The organism is Nocardioides sp. GY 10113 (assembly GCF_004919105.1).
Classification (GTDB): domain Bacteria; phylum Actinomycetota; class Actinomycetes; order Propionibacteriales; family Nocardioidaceae; genus Nocardioides.
On sequence record NZ_STGK01000010.1, the window covers coordinates 149,989 to 168,430 of the forward strand.

Genomic DNA, 18,442 nt, shown 5'->3' on the forward strand with positions numbered 1-18,442 from the left:
GCACCTCAACCACCGGCAGCAGGGCCGTCGGTGGGCAGCAGCACGGCGAAGGACGACCCCTCGCCCAGCGTGCTGTCGATCTCCATCCGACCGTCGTGCGCGGAGACGATGGTCGCCACGATCGAGAGCCCGAGGCCGACGCCGAAGCGCTCCTGGACGGTCGGCTCCTCGGAGCGGAAGAACCGCTCGGTCAGCCGCGGCAGCTCGTCGGCGGCGATCCCACGACCGGTGTCCACCACCGCCACCCGGGTACGCCGCGCCGACTCGTCCTGGGTGACCACGACCGTCACCGTGTCGCCGCGGTCGCTGTACTTGATGGCGTTGGTCAGTAGGTTGTCCAGCGCCTGGCCGAGGCGGGCGAAGTCCCCCAGGACCTCGGCCCGGGCGGGCAGGTCCGCGGCCAGGGTGATCCCGCGCGACGCCGCGGTCGGGGTGGCGGCGGCGACCGAGGCGCGGGCCAGGCCGACCAGGTCGACCGGCGCGACGCTGATCCGGAACCGGCCGGCGTCTACCTGGGCGGCCAGCAGCAGGTCGGAGACCAGGAGCAGCAGCCGGCGGGCGCTGCGCTCGATCACGCCGAGGCTCTCGCGCTGGTCCTCGGTGAGGTTGTCGTCGTCGCCGCGCAGCAGGTCGAGGTAGCCGAGGATCGAGGTGACCGGGGTCCGCAGCTCGTGGCTGACCAGCCCGGTGAACTGGCGCTGCATCTCGCGCGCCTCGACCTCGTAGGAGATGTCGGTCGCCATCAGCATGAAGCCCGGGACCGGGTCGTCGCGCAGGCCCGGGCTCCGGAAGGTCCAGACCCGGACGTGGCGCACCGTGCCGTCCGGGCGCATCAGCTCGGCGTCCTGCACCTCGCCGTGCTCGGGCACCGCGTCCAGGTTGAGCCGTGCGGTCTCCGGGGGGCCGAGGTCGTCGACGTGGAGCCGACCGATCACCTCCTCCGCGGGCCGCCCGAGCAGCCGCTCCGCGCCCGGGTTGCAGAGGTTGACCACACCGTCGGCATCCAGCCCGAGCACGGCCTGGTCGGGCGCGGCGTTGACCAGCTCGACGATCCACTCCCGGGTGGTCGCCAGCCGGGCGTTGGCCCGCTCCAGCTCGACCCGCCGCTGCTCGAGGCGGTCGACCACCTCCGAGATCGCCAGCGCCACCGCCAGGGTGATCGCCGGCAGCAGGACGCACCGCGCCGCCGCGAGGCCCGGGTCGACGTCGTGCGTGTCGAGCGCCAGCGGTGTCGCCGTCACGACCAACGCACCGATCGAGGCCACGACCGCGCCCCGCCTGCCCTGGTCGACGGCGAGCACCACGATCGGCACCAGCATGTTGGCCGCCACCAGCCCCGTCGAGGCGTCGCTACCCAGCTGGACCAGCAGCAGCGCGAGGATCTGCAGGATCGGGACCACGAGCCCGACCGGGGCCGGCGATCGGTCCCACGGCACCAGCGCCGCGATCAGCGGCAGCGCCACGGCGAGCGCGACCCCGGCGGCCACCAGACCCGGCGTGAGCACATCGAGGCCGACCACCGGGATGACCGCCGCCGACGCGGTCAGGACCACCGTGAACGGGAGGCAGCGCAGCCACGCCGGTTCCGCCGGGTCGAAGGCGATCAGCACCCACCGCCCCCAGTGGCTGCCGGTGGAGATTCCTCTCACCCGGGTTCCCCCCACCACAGCAACAACGCCACCGTGATCGCCATCGCCAGGACGCCGGTGACCAGCACCCACCACTCCGCGCGCCGGTTGGCCCGGGTCTCGTCCCGCAGTGCCTCGTCGCTGAGCGTCGCCCACCACTCGGGGCGCTCCATGCCTTCGGGCGGACCGGCGGGCTTGTCGATCTGCTCGCTCGTCTCGTGCGTCTCGTGCGTCTCGTCCGTCACTCCACCCTCACTCACCCGACTACCTTGCCCGACTTCTCCGTCTTGTCCCAGGTCTGGGCCGCTCCCTGCCACTCCTTGACGAAGGAATCGACCGAGATCGCGCACAGCACGGGCCCGAACCCGACCACGTAGAGCAGCGGGATCGCCACCTTCCGCCCGCCCGGGCGCTTCTCGATCCAGGGCAGCGCGCGCGCGATCGACATCGCGATCACCGCCCACGAGTAGAGGACCAGCGTCATCCACCACTGGCCGGTCGGGCTGACCTCGAGCCCGAACAGGCCGGGAACCCGCTCGGTGTAGAGGTCCGGGACCCAGGCGGCCGACATCACGACCAGCGTCCCGATGCCGGGGAACATGAAGCCCTCGACCCAGGTGCGCCGCGCGGTCGGCAGGTCGATGAAGAGGGTGCTGAGCGTGATGAACAGGTAGACCCCGACGCCGACCCACCACAGGCCGGAGAAGACCTGGGCCGCGAACGAGTCGTCGAACAGGAAGAGCGCCAGGATCCCCGCCGTCGCCAGCGTCAGCGCGATCGGCAGCAGCAGCACCGAGAACCAGATCAGGCCGAACGAGAGCGACCCCAGCCCGTGGGTCCGGTACGGCCGGAACCAGGTACGCCGGAAGGCCCGCGTGATCTGCACGTTGCCCCGCGCCCAGCGCAGCCGCTGCTTCCACAGCGCCGCGACGCTGTCCGGCTCCTCGGCCAGGACCACCGCGGTCGGCTCGAAGATCACCTTCCGGCCCTGCAGCTCGGTGAGCATGGTGGTGTAGGTGTCCTCGGCCAGCGTCGTGGTGTTGATCGCGCCGCCGACGGCAACCAGGTTGTGCCGCGAGTGCAGCTGCGCACCGCCGGCGAGGCACGCCATCGCGCCGAGCACGTTCTGCGAGCGGCGGGCCGCGGCCTGCGCGGTGATGTACTCGTAGCCGATGAACCGGGCCACCGGGCCGGGCTTGGCGCTGCCCTCCTTGATGTAGGCGGTGACCGCGCCGACCTGCGGGTCGGAGAGGTGGCGGGTCATCCGGCGCAGCGAGTCGGGGCGGTAGACCACGTCCGCGTCCATGATCAGCATCGCCTCCATCCAGTCGTCGGCGAGCGCGATCCGGATGCCGTGGTTGAGGGTGTGCGCCTTGCCCTCGCCGCCCTTCTCCCGGCGCAGGTGGACGATCCGGCCGGGGTACTTGTCGGCCATCCCCTGCACCACCTCCGGCGTCCGGTCGGTGCTCGCGTCGTCGACGACGTAGACCTTGAGCCGGTCCGGCGGGTACTCCAGCCCCATCAGCCGGGTCAGCGACGCGACCAGCACGTCCGCCTCGTTCCACGCGGGCACCAGCACCACCACCCGCGGCAGGTACGGCTCGACCTTCCCCCAGTGGTTGCGGATCGCGTGCAGCGGCAGCAGCAGGTACTGGTAGACCGCGGCGAGCACCGGGACCAGCCCCGACGCGATCAGGGTGAGGCAGAACGCGCGGCCCGCATCGGCCCAGGTCACCGGGCCTCCTCACCCGCCAGCCCGCCCGACCGACCACCAGCCGTGCCACGTAGCCACGCGTAGCGACCGACGTCGTCGGCGTGGTGGGCGTCGCTGGAGGCGACGAGCCGGACCCCGCGGTCGGCCAGGGCGGCGACGATCCGCGGGCCCGGGCAGCACCACTTCTCGTTGACCTCGACCACCACGTCGTGGGCCAGCGCCGCGTCGGCGAGCGCCGCCAGGTGGTCCTCGCCGACGTCGTCCTCGGTGAGCCCGATCTTCGGCAGGATCGAGAACGGGTGGGCCAGCTGGGCGGGTCCGCATCCCTCGACCGCTCGCAGGTACGACGCCACCAGCATCTCGACCGGAGCCGACCGCGCCAGGCCCCCGTCGAGGAGCTCGCGGACCGCGCGCGGGGAGAGCGGACCGTCCGGCCCGGGCAGCTGGTGGTCGGCGAGCAGCACCCGACCCGGCCCGTCCGGCCCGCCGACGCGGGCCAGCACCTCGGCCGGCGCGTCGACGGCGCCGGCGGTGTCGAGGAGCTTGGCCTCGACGCCGGTGACCACCTCCAGGCCGTCGACCGGGGGCAGCGCGGCGACCGCGGCGAGGAAGTCGGGCACGTAGGTGGTCGAGGTGCGCACGTGGTCGACCATCCGGATCGAGCGCAGGCCGCGCTCCCGGGCGGCGGCGAGGTTCTCCTCGGGCGTGCTGCGCGCGTCGTCGGAGAACGTCGAGTGGACGTGGTGGTCGTCGGTGGGCACCACGTACCCGGCAACGGACCCGGCAACGGAGCCGCCGTCGGGCCCGCCGCCGGGTCCGTGGGGCGTGCCGGGGCTCATCGTTCCGGGAGGATGTCGTCGAGCGGCAGGAAGCGGTCCTCGAGGAAGCGCACGTTGGCGATCTCCTCGAAGTCGATCCGCTCCGGGACGGGTCGCCCGAGCACCGCGTCGAGCATCAACGAGGGCATGTCCACGCCCGAGGCGATGGTCAGCGGCATCGCCCCCGGGAACCGCGGGTTCACCTCCAGCAGCGCGGGTGCTCCGTCGGAGTCGAGCTTGAGCTGGACGTTGGCGACACCGGTCAGCCCGATCGCCTCGGCGACCTGGCCGGCGGTGGCGATCAGCGCCTCGTCGTGGACGGTGATGCCGGCGACCGCGACACCGGAGTCGACGCGCAGCCGGGCCCGCGGCACCGCGGCGACCACGTGACCGTCGGGCGCGGCGAGGACGTCCACCGAGTACTCCGCTCCCGGCAGCATCTCCTGGACCAACAGGTCCTCCGCGTGCGGCGGCGCGGACTCGAGTGCCCGCAGCTCGGCGTCCAGCGCCGGCTGCTCGGTCACCGCGCGGACGCCCCGCGAGCCGGCGCCCCGGCGCGGCTTGACGATCACCGGGAACTGCCAGCCGTCGGTCGACCCCGGCTCTCCGAGCAGGTCGGTGCGCGGCACCCGGAGCTTCCCCTCGCAGGCGCGGGCCAGGGCCAGCTTGTCCAGCGCGGTCTCGAGGGTCTCCAGCGCCGGCGAGGCGAGCTCGGTGCCCACGGCCGTCAGCTCGTCGCGGCGCGCGGCCAGGCGCGGCAGCTCCACGTCCACGGTCGGGAACAGCACCTCGATCCCGTCGGCGCGGCAGGTGGCGATCACGTCGTCGACGAAGGCGTCGGCCAGCCCGGGCAGCACCAGCCGGCGACGCTCGGGGTCGGCCAGGTAGATCCCGCTGGCCCAGCGGTCCATGTCGGCGGCGTACACCTCGACGTCGCCGCGTGCGATGAGGGAGCGGATCACCGCCACACCCGCCGGTCCCCCGGCGCCGGTCACCAGTACTCGGGTCATCGCTCCTCCTGCGGTTCGGGCTAGCTCTCGGTCGAGCGTGCGGTCTGGGGAGCGGGGTCGGCCGGCGCTCTGAGGTGGGCCATCGGGTCGGCGGACTCGTCGACGTCGAGCGCGAACGCCGCGGAGGCCCGCAGCGTCTCCAGCGGCTCGGCGTACTTGGTGGTTCCGTAGCGCGACCAGTACCGGGCGGTGGAGCGGACCAGGTCGGGCTCCATGTAGTTGCGGTGCCCCTGCGAGGCGTAGGCCTCGATCATCCGGAGCTTGGTGTCGACGTGGTCGTCGATCGGGACGAACCGGTTCGGCTGGTACTGCACGCCCACCGACGGGCTCTCGAAGCACTCGATCGCGGGCACCCGACGCGCGGCGATCTCGACGGCCCGGTGCACCGCCCGGTGGTCCTGGTGCCGGTCGTGGGAGGTGTGGGTGTAGATGACCGCCGGCCGGACCTCCGCGATCACCTCCTCGATCGCGGTGATCAGGCCCGCCGCCGGGTCGAGCCGGGTGTCGGGGAAGTCGCGCAGCTCCAGGTGGGCCCCGATCACCGCCGCCGCGGCGGCCGCCTCGGCCGCGCGGTGCCCGGTGTCGCCGCCCACGCCGCCGCCCGACAGCGTCAGGATCACCACCCGGTCGCCGTTGGCGGCATGCCGGGCCAGGATGCCGCCGACGCCGATCTCCACGTCGTCGGGGTGCGCCCCGACCGCGAGCACGGTGGCGGCGGAGCCGGCCTTGCGCCGGGCCTCGGCGACCAGCTCGCGGATCCGGGTCACCAGCAGGGTGGAGTCGACCGGCTTGAGGTAGAACTCGTCGGCGTCCTGGCGCAGCGCCTCGACGGCGTAGTCCATCACCGAGTGCGCGGTGGCGACGATCACCGGCATCCCCGGTCGACGTCGCCGTACCTCCGGGATCAGGGTCAGGCCCGACATCCCCGGCAGCTCGACGTCGGTGAACAGCAGGTCGACCTGGGCGCTCTCCAGGACCTCGAGGGCGGCGTCGCCGTTGTCCACCACGGTCGGCTCGATGTCGTCGTGCCGCGCCAGCACCCGTCGCGTGAAGTCCGCGACGTCGGGGTCGTCCTCGACCACCAGTACGTGGATGGTTTCGGCCACGCCCCGACCCTAACGAGGGCCACAACCCCCGACCAGTGCGGCGCGTGCGGATTCGAGGCTCGGCGCCGGGGCGCCTCGCACCTCAACCACCGAGAGGGCGGATCAGCACTCGAGGCCGTCCTCGGGGACGACGCCGTCGACCAGGTAGCCGTGGACCGCGTCGTCGATGCAGTCGTTGCCGCGGTTGTACGCCGTGTGCCCGTCACCGTCGCGGCTGACCAGCACCCCGGACTCCAGCTCGTCGGCCAACGCCACCGCCTCCTGGTAGGGCGTGGCGGGGTCGCGGGTCGTGCCGATCACCACGATCGGCGCCGCTCCGGCCCCGTCGATCACCAGGTCCGGCTCGTCGGTGGCGGTGAACGGGATCCCGTCGCAGGAGGTCATCCCCCAGGCGAAGACGTCCCCGAACGTCGGCGAGGCCGCCTCGAACGCGGGCATCTGGTCGGGCACCTCCTCGGGCGCGATGGCGAACGGGTCGTCGAGGCAGTTGATCAGCGGCAGCGCCTCGAGCAGGTTGCTGGTGTAGCGGCCGCCCTTCCGGTCCGCGTAGAGGTCGGCCAGGAGGAGCAACGTGCTGCCGTCGCCCTCCAGGGCCTCGTTCAGCCCCTTGTCCAACGCCGGCCAGTAGTCCTTGAGGTAGAGCGGGAAGATCACCCCGTAGAAGGCGTTCCCGACCTGCAGGTCCCGCGCCTGGTTGGTGGGCAACGGCTCGGCGTCGATCTCGTCGAACAGCTCCGAGATGGTGTCCAGCCCCTCCTGGAGGGAGTCGCCGAGGAAGCACGAGCCGCCGTCCACGCAGTCGGAGACGTAGGCGCGCAGGGCGGTCTCGAAGCCCTCCGCCTGGCTGAGCGAGGACTCCAGGCTGCTCAGCGCCGGGTCCTCGGCGCCGTCGAGCGCGAACCGCCCGACGCGCTCGGGGAAGAGCTCGGCGTAGGTCGCGCCGAGCAGCGTGCCGTAGGAGAAGCCGAAGTAGTCCAGCTGCTGCTCGCCGAGCACGGCCCGCAGCACGTCCATGTCGCGCGCCACCTCGACCGTGCTCACGTGCCCGGCGATCGCGGAGGAGCGCTCCTCGCAGCCCTCCCAGAACCGCTCGCCGGTGGCCGCGAACTCCTCCTCCTCGTCCGGCGTGTCGGGCGAGGGGTCCTCGGCCAGGTACGCGTCGAGCTCCCCGTCGGTCAGGCAGTCGATCGGGTCGGAGTCCCCGGTGCCGCGCGGGTCGAACCCGACGACGTCGTACGCCGCCAGCAGCTCGGGGGCGAAGTAGCCGTCGGCGTTGGCGGCCATGTCGGTGCCGGGCACACCGGGACCACCGGGGTTGACCACCAGCGTGCCGATCGCGTCGCGGGTGGCCGGTGCCCGCTCCAGCGCGATCCCCACCGACCCGGCGCCGGGATCGGTGTAGTCGATCGGCACCTCGAGCACGGCGCAGTCGTTGCCGCCGCACGAGGACCAGGAGAGCTGCTGTCCGTAGAACCGCTCCAGGCCGGCGGGGACGTCCTCGGTCGCCGGCGCTACGTCACCCGAGCCGGTCGGCGCCGGGCGCAGCGCGTCGCCCTCGCCCACGCAGCCGGACAGCCCCAGCAGACCCGCCAGCAGCACCGCGACGACCGCACCCTTCGGCACCGGACCTCACCCCTCGTTGACGAGCCGTTCCTACGCCTCGGCGATGCGCAGTCCGACCATCATGGACTCCAACGCCAACGCGGGCGGCACGTTGAACTCGAGCATCTGCTCGCGGGCCGCGAAGATCGCGCCGATCCGGCGCAGGTGGTCCTCGGGGGTGGAGCGCCGCGCGAGCTCGGTGATCTCGGGGCGCAGCTCCTCGTTGACCAGGGCGCCCGGTGCGCCGGCGGCGACCGCGATCGCGTCCCGGTAGACCGAGGTCAGGTCGGTCAGGCTCCGGTCGACCACGTCCAGCACCCGGCGCTTGGCGCGGGTCTTCTGGTCCTTCTCCAGGTCCCGCAGCGCGGGCGCGTACTCCCGCGGGCGCCGGCCCCGCTCGACCACGCCGTACGCCGAGTCCAGATCGGCCTTCTCCGCGGCGTCGAGCTTGCTGGTGATCGCGTCGGCCTCGACCTTCGCGTTCTCCGCGAGCAGCGACGCCGCCCGCATGCAGGCGCCGAGCGTGCTCAGCCGGGCCGGGATGGCCACCACGTCGCTGCGCCGCTTGCGGACCTCGGCGTCGTGGGCGAGCGCCATCGCGCGACCGATGTGCCCCTGGCTGGCGCGGGCGGCGTGGAGGGCCAGCGACGGCTCGACGCCCCGGCCGCCGAGGAAGCCGGCGACCTCCTCGGTGGTGGGCGTGGACAGCGTGACCAGGCGGCACCGCGACCGGATCGTGGGCAGCATGTCGTCGACGGTCGGCGAGCAGAGCATCCACACGGTGCGACCGTTGGGCTCCTCGATCGCCTTCAGCAGCGCGTTGCAGGCCTGCTCGGTGAGCCGGTCGGCGTCCTCCACGATCAGGATCTGCCAGCGGTCGCCCATCGGGGTCAGCGCGGCGCGGCGGACCAGGTCCCTGACCTCCTTGACGCCGATCGTCAGCTTCTCGGTGCGGACCACCGCGACGTCGGCATGGCTGCCCCCGAGCACCGTGCGGCACTCGTGGCAGGTGCCGCAGCCGCCGGCGGGGCACTGCAGGGCGGCGGCGAACGCCACCGCCGCGTTGGACCGGCCGGAGCCGGGCGGGCCGGTGATCAGCCAGGCGTGGGTCATCCCGTGACCGGCGGCGGCCTGGGCGAAGGAAGCGATCGCCGGGCGCTGGCCCACGAGCGTGTCGAAGACACCGCCGGCGGTGGCGGTGCTCATCGCTGCGCCCTGGTGGCCGTGGCGAGCAGCGGCGCCACCCGGTCGGCGATCGCCGCGGAGATCTCCTCGATCCCCGCGCGCGCGTCCAGCACCAGGTAGTGCTCGGGGTCCGCGGCGGCCATCTCCAGGAACGCCGCGCGCACCCGCTGGTGGAACTCCAGCGACTCGCCCTCGATCCGGTCCCGCTCGGTGAACCGGCCCAGCCCGGCGGCCGGTTCCAGGTCGAGCACCACCGTCAGGTGCGGGCGCAGGTCGCCGGTGGCCCAGCGGGCCACCCGCTCGACCTCGGCGACGTCCAGGGTCCGGCCGGCGCCCTGGTAGGCCAGCGTGGAGTCGACGTAGCGGTCGGTGATCACCACGCCGCCGGCGGCCAGCGCCGGCGCGACCAGCGTCGCCACGTGCTCGGCCTTGTCAGCGGCGTAGAGCAGCGCCTCCGTGCGGTCGTCGAGGTCGCCGGTCTCGGGGCTCAGCACGATCCGGCGCAGCTCCTTGCCGACGCCGGTGTCGCCCGGCTCGAAGGTGAGACGGACGTCGTACCCCTCCGCGGCGAGTCGGTCGGCGAGCAGACGCGACTGCGTGGACTTGCCCGATCCCTCGCCGCCCTCGAAGCAGACGAAGAGCCCCCGCTCCGCGTAGATCCCTGGGTACTCCCCTGCACTCACGCGGACACCCTACGGGTGCGCCTCGACAGAGTCGGGGCGCACCCGCTCCCGGTGGTTGAGGTGCGAGCGCAGCGAGCCCTCCCGGTGGTTGAGGTGCGAGCGCAGCGAGCCTCGAAACCCGCCCTCAGCGGTGCAGGCCGGGCCTGACCGCGGAGGTCACCGCGGCCGCGTAGGCGCGGTAGCCCTTCAGGTTCGGGTGGAACACGCCCGGTTCGCCCCAGCCGATCACCCACGGGTCGGGCGCGTTGACGCCGTGCCCGTCGAAGCGCGAGCGGACGTCGACGAACTCGAACCCGTGCCGCTCGGCCGCGGCGCGCATCACCTCCGCCAGCGTGTCCGCGCCGGCGTTGAGCGTCTCCTGCTCGTCCACGGAGACGCCGAGGTAGTCGCCGTACTCCGGGGAGAAGAGGTGGACGTAGCCGGTGACCAGCACCCGCGCGTCGGGCGCGGCGGCGGCGATCTGCGCGTAGAGCCCGTCGAGCAGCCCCGGGAGCCTCCCGGTGATCACGCCCAGGACGGCGGCGCTGGCGGTGGCGCACTGGGGGTCGCTGCCGAGGACGCAGGCAGCGACCGCGGTGCCCCAGCCCGTGTCGTTGCCGCCGATGCTGAGCAGCACCAGGTCGGTGTCGTCGTCGAGGGCGTCGAGCTGCCCGCCGCCGACCAGCGAGACGGTCGTCGCGCCGGCGCAGGCGACGAAGTCGTCCAGGCTCAGCGTGGCGCGGCCGTCCACGAGGACGCCGTACGCCGACTGCGACCGGCTGCAGGTCGACGAGCTCGGCGCGTACGGCGGCACGCCGTACCCGGAGCCGTAGGAGTCGCCCAGCACGTCGTAGTCCACGCGGTGTACGGGGCCGTGGCCCTGCGGCGCGGCGGCCCCGACGGGGACCCGGGCCAGGAGGAGCAGCGGAAGGACGGCGGCAAGGGCGGCGACGACGGCGACGCGCGATGGAGATCTCATCGCCGGATCCTAGAGCCGGATGTGACTGCCGTCACATCCCCCCTTCGGACTACGCCTTCCCCGACCCGCGACCTCCTGCGGCGGTCAGGCCTTCTTGGCCGCCGTCTTCTTCGCGGGCGCCTTCTTGGCCGCCGTCTTCTTCGCGGCGGCCTTCTTGGCGGGCGCCTTCTTGGTGGTCTTCTTGGCCGCCTTCTTCGCCGGACCCTTCGCCCGACGCTCGGCCAGCAGCTCGGCGGCGCGCTCGAGGGTGATCGCCTCGACGGTGTCGTCCTTGCGCAGCGTCGCGTTGTACTCGCCGTCGGTGACGTACTCGCCGAACCGGCCGGCCTTGACGACGACCGGCTGCCCGGAGACGGGGTCGTTGCCCAGCTCCTTGAGCGGCGGCGCCGCCGCTGCGCGCCCGCGCTGCTTGGGCTGGCTGTAGATCTTCAGCGCCTCGTCGAGCGTGATCGAGAAGATCTGGTCCTCGGAGGTCAGCGACCGGGAGTCGGTGCCCTTCTTCAGGTACGGGCCGTAGCGACCGTTCTGGGCGGTGATCTCCTCGCCGTCCTCGCCCGTGCCGACCACGCGGGGCAGCGCGAGCAGCTTGACCGCGTCCTCCAGCGTCACCGTGTCCAGCGACATCGACTTGAACAGCGAGCCGGTGCGCGGCTTCTCCTTGGCCTTCTTCTTCGCCGCGGTCTCCTCCTCCTCGGGGAGCACCTCGGTGACGTAGGGGCCGTAGCGACCGTTCTTCGCGACCACGCGCAGACCGGTCTCGGGGTGGACGCCGAGCTCGATCTCCTCACCGGCCGGGTTGGCCAGCAACTCGGTGGCCTTGGCCACCGTCAGCTCGTCGGGCGGCAGGTCGTCGGGGACGTTCGCGCGCTTGGCGAACGCGGTGCCGTCGTCACCGGGGCCTTCCAGGTAGGGGCCGTACTTGCCGACGCGCAGGTGGATCCCGTCGGACTCCTCCCCGATCGGGAAGGTGGCCAGCGCCTTGGCGTCGATGTCGCCGAGGCCGTCGACCAGCGGCTTGACCCCCTGCAGGGTCGCGGAGCCGCGGTAGAACTCCTCCAGCTCCTGGACGCGGTGGCGGCGTCCGGCGGCGATGTCGTCGAGGACGTCCTCCATCCCCGCGGTGAAGTCGTAGTCGATGAGCCGCTCGAAGTGCTCGGTGAGCAGCCGGACCACGGAGAAGGCGATCCACGCCGGCACCAGTGCGGTGCCCTTCTTGTAGACGTAGCCGCGGTTGAGGATCGTGCCGATGATCGAGGCGTACGTCGACGGTCGCCCGATCTCGCGCTCCTCGAGCTCCTTGATCAGGGTGGCCTCGGTGTAGCGGGCCGGCGGCTTGGTCTCGTGGCCGTTGGCGCTGAGCGAGGCGGCGCTGACCGCGTCGCCCTCGGTGAGGTTGGGCAGCCGCGCCTCGCTGTCGTCCTTGCTGCTGCCGTCGTCGGTGCCCTCGACGTAGGCCTTGAGGAAGCCGTGGAACGTGATCACGCGGCCGGAGGCGGAGAAGACGACGTCCTCCCCGCTGCTCGCCGCGCCGCCGAGCCGGATCGAGACGCTCTGGCCCACGGCGTCGCGCATCTGCGAGGCCACGGTGCGCATCCAGATCAGCTCGTAGAGGCGGAACTGGTCGCCCTTGAGCCCGGTCTGGGCCGGGGTGCGGAACGAGTCGCCCGCGGGGCGGATCGCCTCGTGCGCCTCCTGGGCGTTCTTGACCTTGGAGGCGTAGACCCGCGGACGGTCCGGCAGGTACTCGGCGCCGTACAGCTCGGTCACCTGCGCACGCGCGGCTCCGATCGCGCTGTCCGACAGCGTCGTGGAGTCGGTTCGCATGTAGGTGATGAAGCCGTTCTCGTACAGCCGCTGGGCGACCGACATGGTCACCGAGGAGCTCATGCCGAGCTTGCGGCTGGCCTCCTGCTGCAGCGTGGTGGTGCGGAACGGCGCGTACGGGGAGCGCTTGTAGGGCTTGGACTCGACCGAGCGGACGTCGAACGCGGTGTCCTCGAGCGCAGCGACCAGGGCCTCGGCGCGGGCACGGTCCAGGTGCACCACGTCGGCGCGGCCCTTGAGCAGGCCGTCGGGGCCGAAGTTGGAGCCGGAGGCGACGCGGGTGCCGTCGACCGAGTACAGCTTGGCCGGGAACATCCGCTGGTCGTGCTTCGAGCCCGCGTCGAAGGTGCCCTCGAGGTCCCAGTAGGAGGCGACCTTGAAGGCCATCCGCTCCTTCTCGCGGTCCACCACCAGCCGGGTGGCGACCGACTGCACGCGGCCGGCGGAGAGGCCGGACATGATCTTGCGCCACAGCACCGGGGAGACCTCGTAGCCGTAGAGGCGGTCGAGGATCCGGCGGGTCTCCTGCGCCTCGACCAGGTCCATGTCCAGGTCGCGCGGGTTCGCGGCGGCGTCCTGGATCGCCGCGCGGGTGATCTCGTTGAAGACCATCCGCTTGACCGGGATGTTCTTCGGCTTCAGCTCGTCCAGCAGGTGCCAGGCGATGGCCTCCCCCTCGCGGTCACCATCGGTGGCGAGGTAGAGCTCGTCGGCGTCCTTCAGCAGCGACTTGAGCTTGGAGATGTGGGACTTCTTGTCCCGGGGCACCACGTAGTACGGCGTGAACTCGTGGTCCACGTCGATCGCGAGCCGGCCCCAGGGCTTGTCCTTGATCTTGGCCGGGGTGTCGGCGGCGTTGTTGGGCAGGTCGCGGATGTGCCCGATCGAGGACTCGACGACGAAGCCGTCGCCCAGGTAGCCGCCGATCGTGCGCGCCTTGGCCGGTGACTCGACGATCACCAACTTGTGTGCCACTGCCGTCTTCATCTCCGTGCTCAGAGGGCGTGATCGCCCTGGTCGTGGTCCCCCGCCGGCGCCCCGGAAGGCCGCCTCGGCCGCTCACGGTAGCGCGTACTCCCCACAACTCCGCAGCAACGACCACCGGAGAAGACTCACCGAGTGACGGTCAACTCACCCTCGACCCGCTCCTGGAGCGGCCCCGCGACGGCCGTCGGCGCCAGCGGCGCGCCCGCGCTCCGCGGCCGCGTGCCTTCCTCCGTGATGGCGCGCACCACCAGGAAGGAGAGGACCGCCAGCACCACGAGGAACGCCACGCCGCAGACCACGAGGCCGACCACCAGCCCGCGCCGGGAGCCGTCGGCCCCACCGGCGCCGGCCCGCGGCGAGGGCGGCCACTGCTGGGGGTGACCGGGCTGCTGCGGATGGCCGGACCGGAGGTGGCCAGGATGCTGCGGATAGCCGCGCTGCGGGTAGTGGCCGGGCTGCCCCGCCTGCGGGTGGTGCCCCGGCTGCCCCGCCTGCGGGTAGCCCGACGGCCCGGACTGGACCGCGGGCGGAGCCTGCGGCGCGGGAGGCACCGGCTGCGCGGCCCGCGCGGCGCCGTACGGATCCGTGGTGGTCTGGTGGCTCCAGGCCTGACCGTCCCAGTAGCGGTAGGTGTCCGGCGTCCCGGCCGGATCCGGGTACCAGCCTGCGTTCGTCACGCCGTCAGTGTGCCAAAGCGGCCCGGGGCCGCGAACGCCCGTCCGCCGGCGCGCTCAGACCAGGAACCCCTCGCGCACCAGGTCCTCGACCTCCGGCAGGTACACCTCGCGCAGGGCCGCCGCGTCCCGCTCCAGCAGGTGCGCGACGGCGTCCAGGATCTGTCCGACGCTCAGGTCGCCGTCGCAGGCGCCGACCAGCGCCGCGGTGACCGTGTCGGCCTGGCGGGCCTGGCGGAACCCGCGCTGCTGGCGGAGCACGATCGTGGCCGGGTCCTCGGCGCCGACCGGGCCCTGGGTCTCCTGGACGACGTCCTCGCGGACCCGCAGGTGGCTCCCGGGGGTGACCACGGCGGACGCGGCGACCTGGTCGGCCCAGCCGCCGATCGCCGACGCGATCGGCTGCTCCACCTCGTAGGGCCACTCCAGCAGCTCGGCGTGCCGGTCGGACCGGCCGCTGCGGTGGAGGTTGATCCAGCCGAACCCGATGCCGCCCACGCCCTGCTCCTCCAGCCAGGAGAGCCAGGTGTCGTAGCGGCGCAGGTAGTCGGCCGCGGTGCCCGAGCCGGTGGCCGGGTGGTGGCCCGAGTCCTTGAGCCACAGCTCGACGTAGGAGGCCGGGTCGAGCACCTCGCGCTGCACCACGAACGCGTCGCAGTCCTCGGGCAGCCAGGCGGCGAGCCGCTCGTCCCACGGCTGGTCGCGGTCGATCACCCAGTTGGCCAGGACCTGGCACCAGCCGCCGTCGTTGAGGTGGGTGGGCGCGGTCCGCACGATGTGCTCCACGACGCGGTCGCCCGGCAGCCCGGAGTCGCGGTAGACGAGCCGCTCGCCGGTGGCCGGGGAGATCACGAACGGCGGGTTGGTGGCGATCAGGTCGAAACGCTGACCGGCGACCGGCTCGAAGAACGATCCGTCGACGACCTCGATCTTGTCCTCGACCTCGTTGAGGGCGGCGTTGAACCGGGCGATCGTGAGGGCGCGGGCGTTGACGTCGGTGGCGACCACCCGGTCGGCGTGGGCGGCCAGGTGCAGGGCCTGGACGCCGCACCCGGTACCGAGGTCGAGGGCGGAGCCGACGTCGTGGCGCAGGGTCAGCTGGGCGAGCGAGGACGAGGCCTGGCTGATCCCGAGCACGTAGTCGCCGGTGACCTGGGTCGGGGCGCCGTCGAGCCCGGGGGTCAGGTCGCTGACCACCCACAGGTCCTCGCCCTCGGCGGTGGCGTAGGGCCGGCAGTCCAGCCGAGCGGCGACCTCGGCGACGCTCTGCGCCAGCATCCCCGCCGAGGCGAGCCGGTCGACCAGTCCGGGCAGCGCCACCTCGGCCTGGTCGCGCTCGACCGCGTCCTGGAGCAGGAAGAGGCGGACCAGCGTGGCCAGCGGCGAGCCGTCCCCGTCGGTACGACGCCGCGCCGGCGTGGTCTCGTTGCGCGAGAGCGCCTGGTGGGCCTCGGCCCCCAGCAGCTCGGCGACCGCGTCGTAGTGGAAGTCGGCGGCGGCGAGGGCGTCACGGAGCGGGGCGGCGAGGTCCAAGGAGGGCACGGGCCAACGCTACGGGGCCGGCGCCGCCGAGGACACCGGGGACGACCCCGTGGGCACCGGACGCTGGACTCGCCGGCAGCGCGGCACCGACCATCGGCGGCGCCACACGGCCGACGTGGGGTGGGTGGCCGCGCCACGGCCACCCACCCCACGTCGACGGAGGGGCACCACTCCGGCGCCTCCTACGTCGTGGCGGCCGTCTCCTCCTCGTCGACCATGGACGTCGCGCGCTGCTTGGAGATGAAGACCGCGACGAAGATGCCGGCCGCCGCCGCGACCGCGATCAGGATCCGCACCGCGTCGTTGGCGCTGTCGCCGTAGGAGAGGCTGACCACGGCGCCGACGATCAGCAGCGAGACGAGGTTCATCACCTTCAGCAGCGGGTTGATCGCCGGGCCGGCGGTGTCCTTGAACGGGTCGCCGACGGTGTCGCCGATGATCGTGGCCGCGTGCGCCTCGGAGCCCTTGCCGCCGTGGTTGCCGTCCTCGACCAGCTTCTTGGCGTTGTCCCAGGCGCCGCCGGCGTTCGCGAGGAAGACCGCCATCAGCGTGCCGGTGGCGATCGCGCCGACCAGGAACCCGGCCAGCGGGCCGACGCCGAGGCCGAAGCCGACCGCGATCGGGCTCAGGATCGCGAGGATGCCGGGGGTGGCCAGCTCGCGCAGCGAGTCCCGGGTCACGATGTCGACGACCTTGCCGTACTCGGGCCGGCCGGTGCCCTCCATGATCCCGGGGATCTCGCGGAACTGGCGACGCACCTCCATCACCACGGCACCCGCGGCCCGACCGACCGCGCTGATCGCCAGGCCGGAGAAGAGGAAGACCACACCGGCACCGAGGAGCGTGCCGACGATCAGCTTGGCGTCGACGATCAGGAACGCCGCGCCGAACGAGCTGGCGTCGGCCGCGCTGACGCCCTGGGCGCTCAGCAGCGACTCCGAGGCGGACTGGGCGTAGGAGGCGAAGAGCGCGCTGGCCGCGAGCACGGCCGTGGCGATCGCGATGCCCTTGGTGATCGCCTTGGTGGTGTTGCCGACCGCGTCCAGCTCGGTCAGGATCTGCGCGCCGCGCTCGCTGACGTCGCCGGACATCTCGGCGATGCCCTGGGCGTTGTCGGAGACGGGTCCGAACGTGTCCATCGCGACGATCACGCCGACCGTCGTGAGCAGGCCGCAGCCGGCCAGCGCGACGGCGAACAGGGCCGCCGAGCCACCCAGCACGGCGGCGCCGAAGACCGCGGCCCCGATCACGATCGCGGTGTAGACGGCCGACTCCAGGCCGACCGCGAGTCCGGCGAGGATCACCGTGGCCGCTCCCGTCAGGGACGTCTTGCCGACGTGCTTGACCGGGGACCGCTCGGTGCTCGTGAAGTGCTCGGTGAGCGCCAGGATGAGGGCCGCCAGGGCGATCCCGATCACCACGGCGCCGGCCGCGAAGGTCGCCGGGCCGACCGGGGGCTCGCCCTCCGCTGCGACCAGGAGGCCGCCGAACGCGTCGCCCGTGCCGGTCAGGTCCGACCAGGACGAGGGCAGGTAGACGTAGGCGAGCACGATGCTGGCGAGCGCACCGACGCCGGCGGAGAGATAGAAGGAGCGGTTGATGGTGGCCATCCCGCTCTCGCCGGCCCGGGGCTTGGTGAAGAAGACGCCGGCCATCGCCGAGAGCGCGCCGATCGCGGGGACCAGCAGCGGGAAGACCAGGCCCTTGTCACCGAAGGCCTGGGAGCCCAGGATCAGCGCCGCGACCAGCGTGACGGCGTACGACTCGAAGAGGTCGGCGGCCATGCCGGCGCAGTCACCGACGTTGTCGCCGACGTTGTCGGCGATCGTCGCCGCGTTGCGGGGGTCGTCCTCGGGGATGTTCTGCTCGACCTTGCCGACCAGGTCCGCGCCCACGTCGGCGGCCTTGGTGAAGATGCCACCCCCGACGCGCATGAACATCGCCAGCAGCGCGGCGCCGAAGCCGAAGCCCTCGAGCACGTCGGGCGCGGAGTCCTGGAAGAGCAGGACGACGATGCTGGCGCCGAGCAGGCCGAGGCCGACGGTGGCCATGCCGACCACGGCGCCGGTGCGCAGGCCGAGGTTCATCGCGGGGTCGCGGCCGACCTCCTCGGCGGCCGCGGCGACGCGGAGGTTCGCGCGGACCGCGAGCCACATCCCGAGGTAGCCGATCGCCGCCGAGAAGCCGGCGCCGACCAGGAAGAAGACGGATCGGAAGATCCGGACCGACAGGTCGTCGGCGGGCAGCGCGAGCAGCGCGAGGAAGGCGATCGCACCGAAGACCGCGAGGGTGCGGAACTGGCGGGTCAGGTAGGCGTTGGCGCCCTCCTGCACCGCGAGCGCGATCCGGCGCATGTTCTCGGTGCCCTCGCCGGCGGCCAGCACCTCGGCTCGGAAGACCGCAGCCAGGGCCAGTGCGGCGAGGGCGATCAGCCCGACGACCAGCACCAGGACCAGGTTGCCGCCGTCCACCTCGGCCACCAACGGAGAGATTCCAACCATTCTTCTGCCTCCTTGGAGGGAGTCGCAGGGAGAGTCGGTGTGACCCACGTCATAGGAACGTGGTGCGGATACTACGCAGAGCCGAGCGCCGTTCGGGGGGATTGAGTGATGGAAGTCACATGAAACAAGGGGACATGCGGCGCGCGGACATGCAAGACGGCGGGCGGCGGCACGCGGTCGCGCCCGGTCGGGCCGGCGGGGCGGCGACGA

The 18,442-nt window shown here is 72.7% G+C and carries 14 protein-coding genes; all 14 read right to left on the reverse strand.

What is annotated here, in order from left to right; translation table 11 throughout:
* Positions 1 to 5 precede the first annotated feature (5 nt).
* Complete coding sequence (locus E8D34_RS13425) at positions 6 to 1,649, reverse strand: ATP-binding protein (protein ID WP_136595145.1); 1,644 nt, start codon at positions 1,647 to 1,649, stop codon at positions 6 to 8.
* Entirely contained in the window at positions 1,646 to 1,888 is a 243-nt protein-coding gene (locus E8D34_RS13430) for a hypothetical protein (RefSeq protein WP_136595146.1), read from the reverse strand. The genes E8D34_RS13425 and E8D34_RS13430 overlap by 4 nt, the downstream gene beginning before the upstream one ends.
* A complete protein-coding gene (locus E8D34_RS13435; RefSeq protein WP_136595147.1) occupies positions 1,885 to 3,363 on the reverse strand; it encodes a glycosyltransferase in 1,479 nt (492 codons plus the stop codon). The genes E8D34_RS13430 and E8D34_RS13435 overlap by 4 nt, the downstream gene beginning before the upstream one ends.
* Complete coding sequence (locus tag E8D34_RS13440) at positions 3,360 to 4,181, reverse strand: PHP domain-containing protein (RefSeq protein ID WP_206056714.1); 822 nt, start codon at positions 4,179 to 4,181, stop codon at positions 3,360 to 3,362. The genes E8D34_RS13435 and E8D34_RS13440 overlap by 4 nt, the downstream gene beginning before the upstream one ends.
* Positions 4,178 to 5,170 (reverse strand): ATP-grasp domain-containing protein, encoded by a 993-nt coding sequence (locus tag E8D34_RS13445; protein WP_136595148.1) that lies wholly within the window; start codon positions 5,168 to 5,170, stop codon positions 4,178 to 4,180. The genes E8D34_RS13440 and E8D34_RS13445 overlap by 4 nt, the downstream gene beginning before the upstream one ends.
* Positions 5,171 to 5,190: 20 nt before the next feature.
* A complete protein-coding gene (locus E8D34_RS13450; protein WP_136595149.1) occupies positions 5,191 to 6,276 on the reverse strand; it encodes a response regulator in 1,086 nt (361 codons plus the stop codon).
* 102 nt (positions 6,277 to 6,378) lie between these two features.
* Positions 6,379 to 7,899 (reverse strand): alpha/beta hydrolase, encoded by a 1,521-nt coding sequence (locus E8D34_RS13455; protein ID WP_136595150.1) that lies wholly within the window; start codon positions 7,897 to 7,899, stop codon positions 6,379 to 6,381.
* Positions 7,900 to 7,929: 30 nt separating this feature from the next.
* Positions 7,930 to 9,084 carry a DNA polymerase III subunit delta' gene (locus E8D34_RS13460; protein WP_136595151.1) on the reverse strand — a complete coding sequence of 385 codons (1,155 nt, stop codon included), beginning with the start codon at positions 9,082 to 9,084 and terminating at the stop codon, positions 7,930 to 7,932.
* Positions 9,081 to 9,746: a dTMP kinase gene (gene tmk, locus E8D34_RS13465; RefSeq protein WP_136595152.1), complete on the reverse strand. Its 666-nt coding sequence runs from the start codon at positions 9,744 to 9,746 to the stop codon at positions 9,081 to 9,083. Before tmk ends, E8D34_RS13460 begins: the two co-directional genes overlap by 4 nt.
* Positions 9,747 to 9,870: 124 nt before the next feature.
* A complete protein-coding gene (locus E8D34_RS13470) occupies positions 9,871 to 10,704 on the reverse strand; it encodes an SGNH/GDSL hydrolase family protein (protein ID WP_136595153.1) in 834 nt (277 codons plus the stop codon).
* A gap of 84 nt (positions 10,705 to 10,788) precedes the next feature.
* Positions 10,789 to 13,515, reverse strand: coding sequence for a type I DNA topoisomerase (gene topA / locus E8D34_RS13475; protein WP_136595154.1), 2,727 nt, complete (start codon positions 13,513 to 13,515; stop codon positions 10,789 to 10,791).
* 125 nt (positions 13,516 to 13,640) lie between these two features.
* Positions 13,641 to 14,192, reverse strand: coding sequence for a DUF2510 domain-containing protein (locus E8D34_RS13480; RefSeq protein ID WP_136595155.1), 552 nt, complete (start codon positions 14,190 to 14,192; stop codon positions 13,641 to 13,643).
* Between the two features lie 54 nt (positions 14,193 to 14,246).
* Positions 14,247 to 15,731: a class I SAM-dependent methyltransferase gene (locus E8D34_RS13485; RefSeq protein WP_136595156.1), complete on the reverse strand. Its 1,485-nt coding sequence runs from the start codon at positions 15,729 to 15,731 to the stop codon at positions 14,247 to 14,249.
* Positions 15,732 to 15,913: 182 nt separating this feature from the next.
* Positions 15,914 to 18,232 carry a sodium-translocating pyrophosphatase gene (locus E8D34_RS13490; RefSeq protein ID WP_136595157.1) on the reverse strand — a complete coding sequence of 773 codons (2,319 nt, stop codon included), beginning with the start codon at positions 18,230 to 18,232 and terminating at the stop codon, positions 15,914 to 15,916.
* Between the last annotated feature and the right edge of the window lie 210 nt (positions 18,233 to 18,442).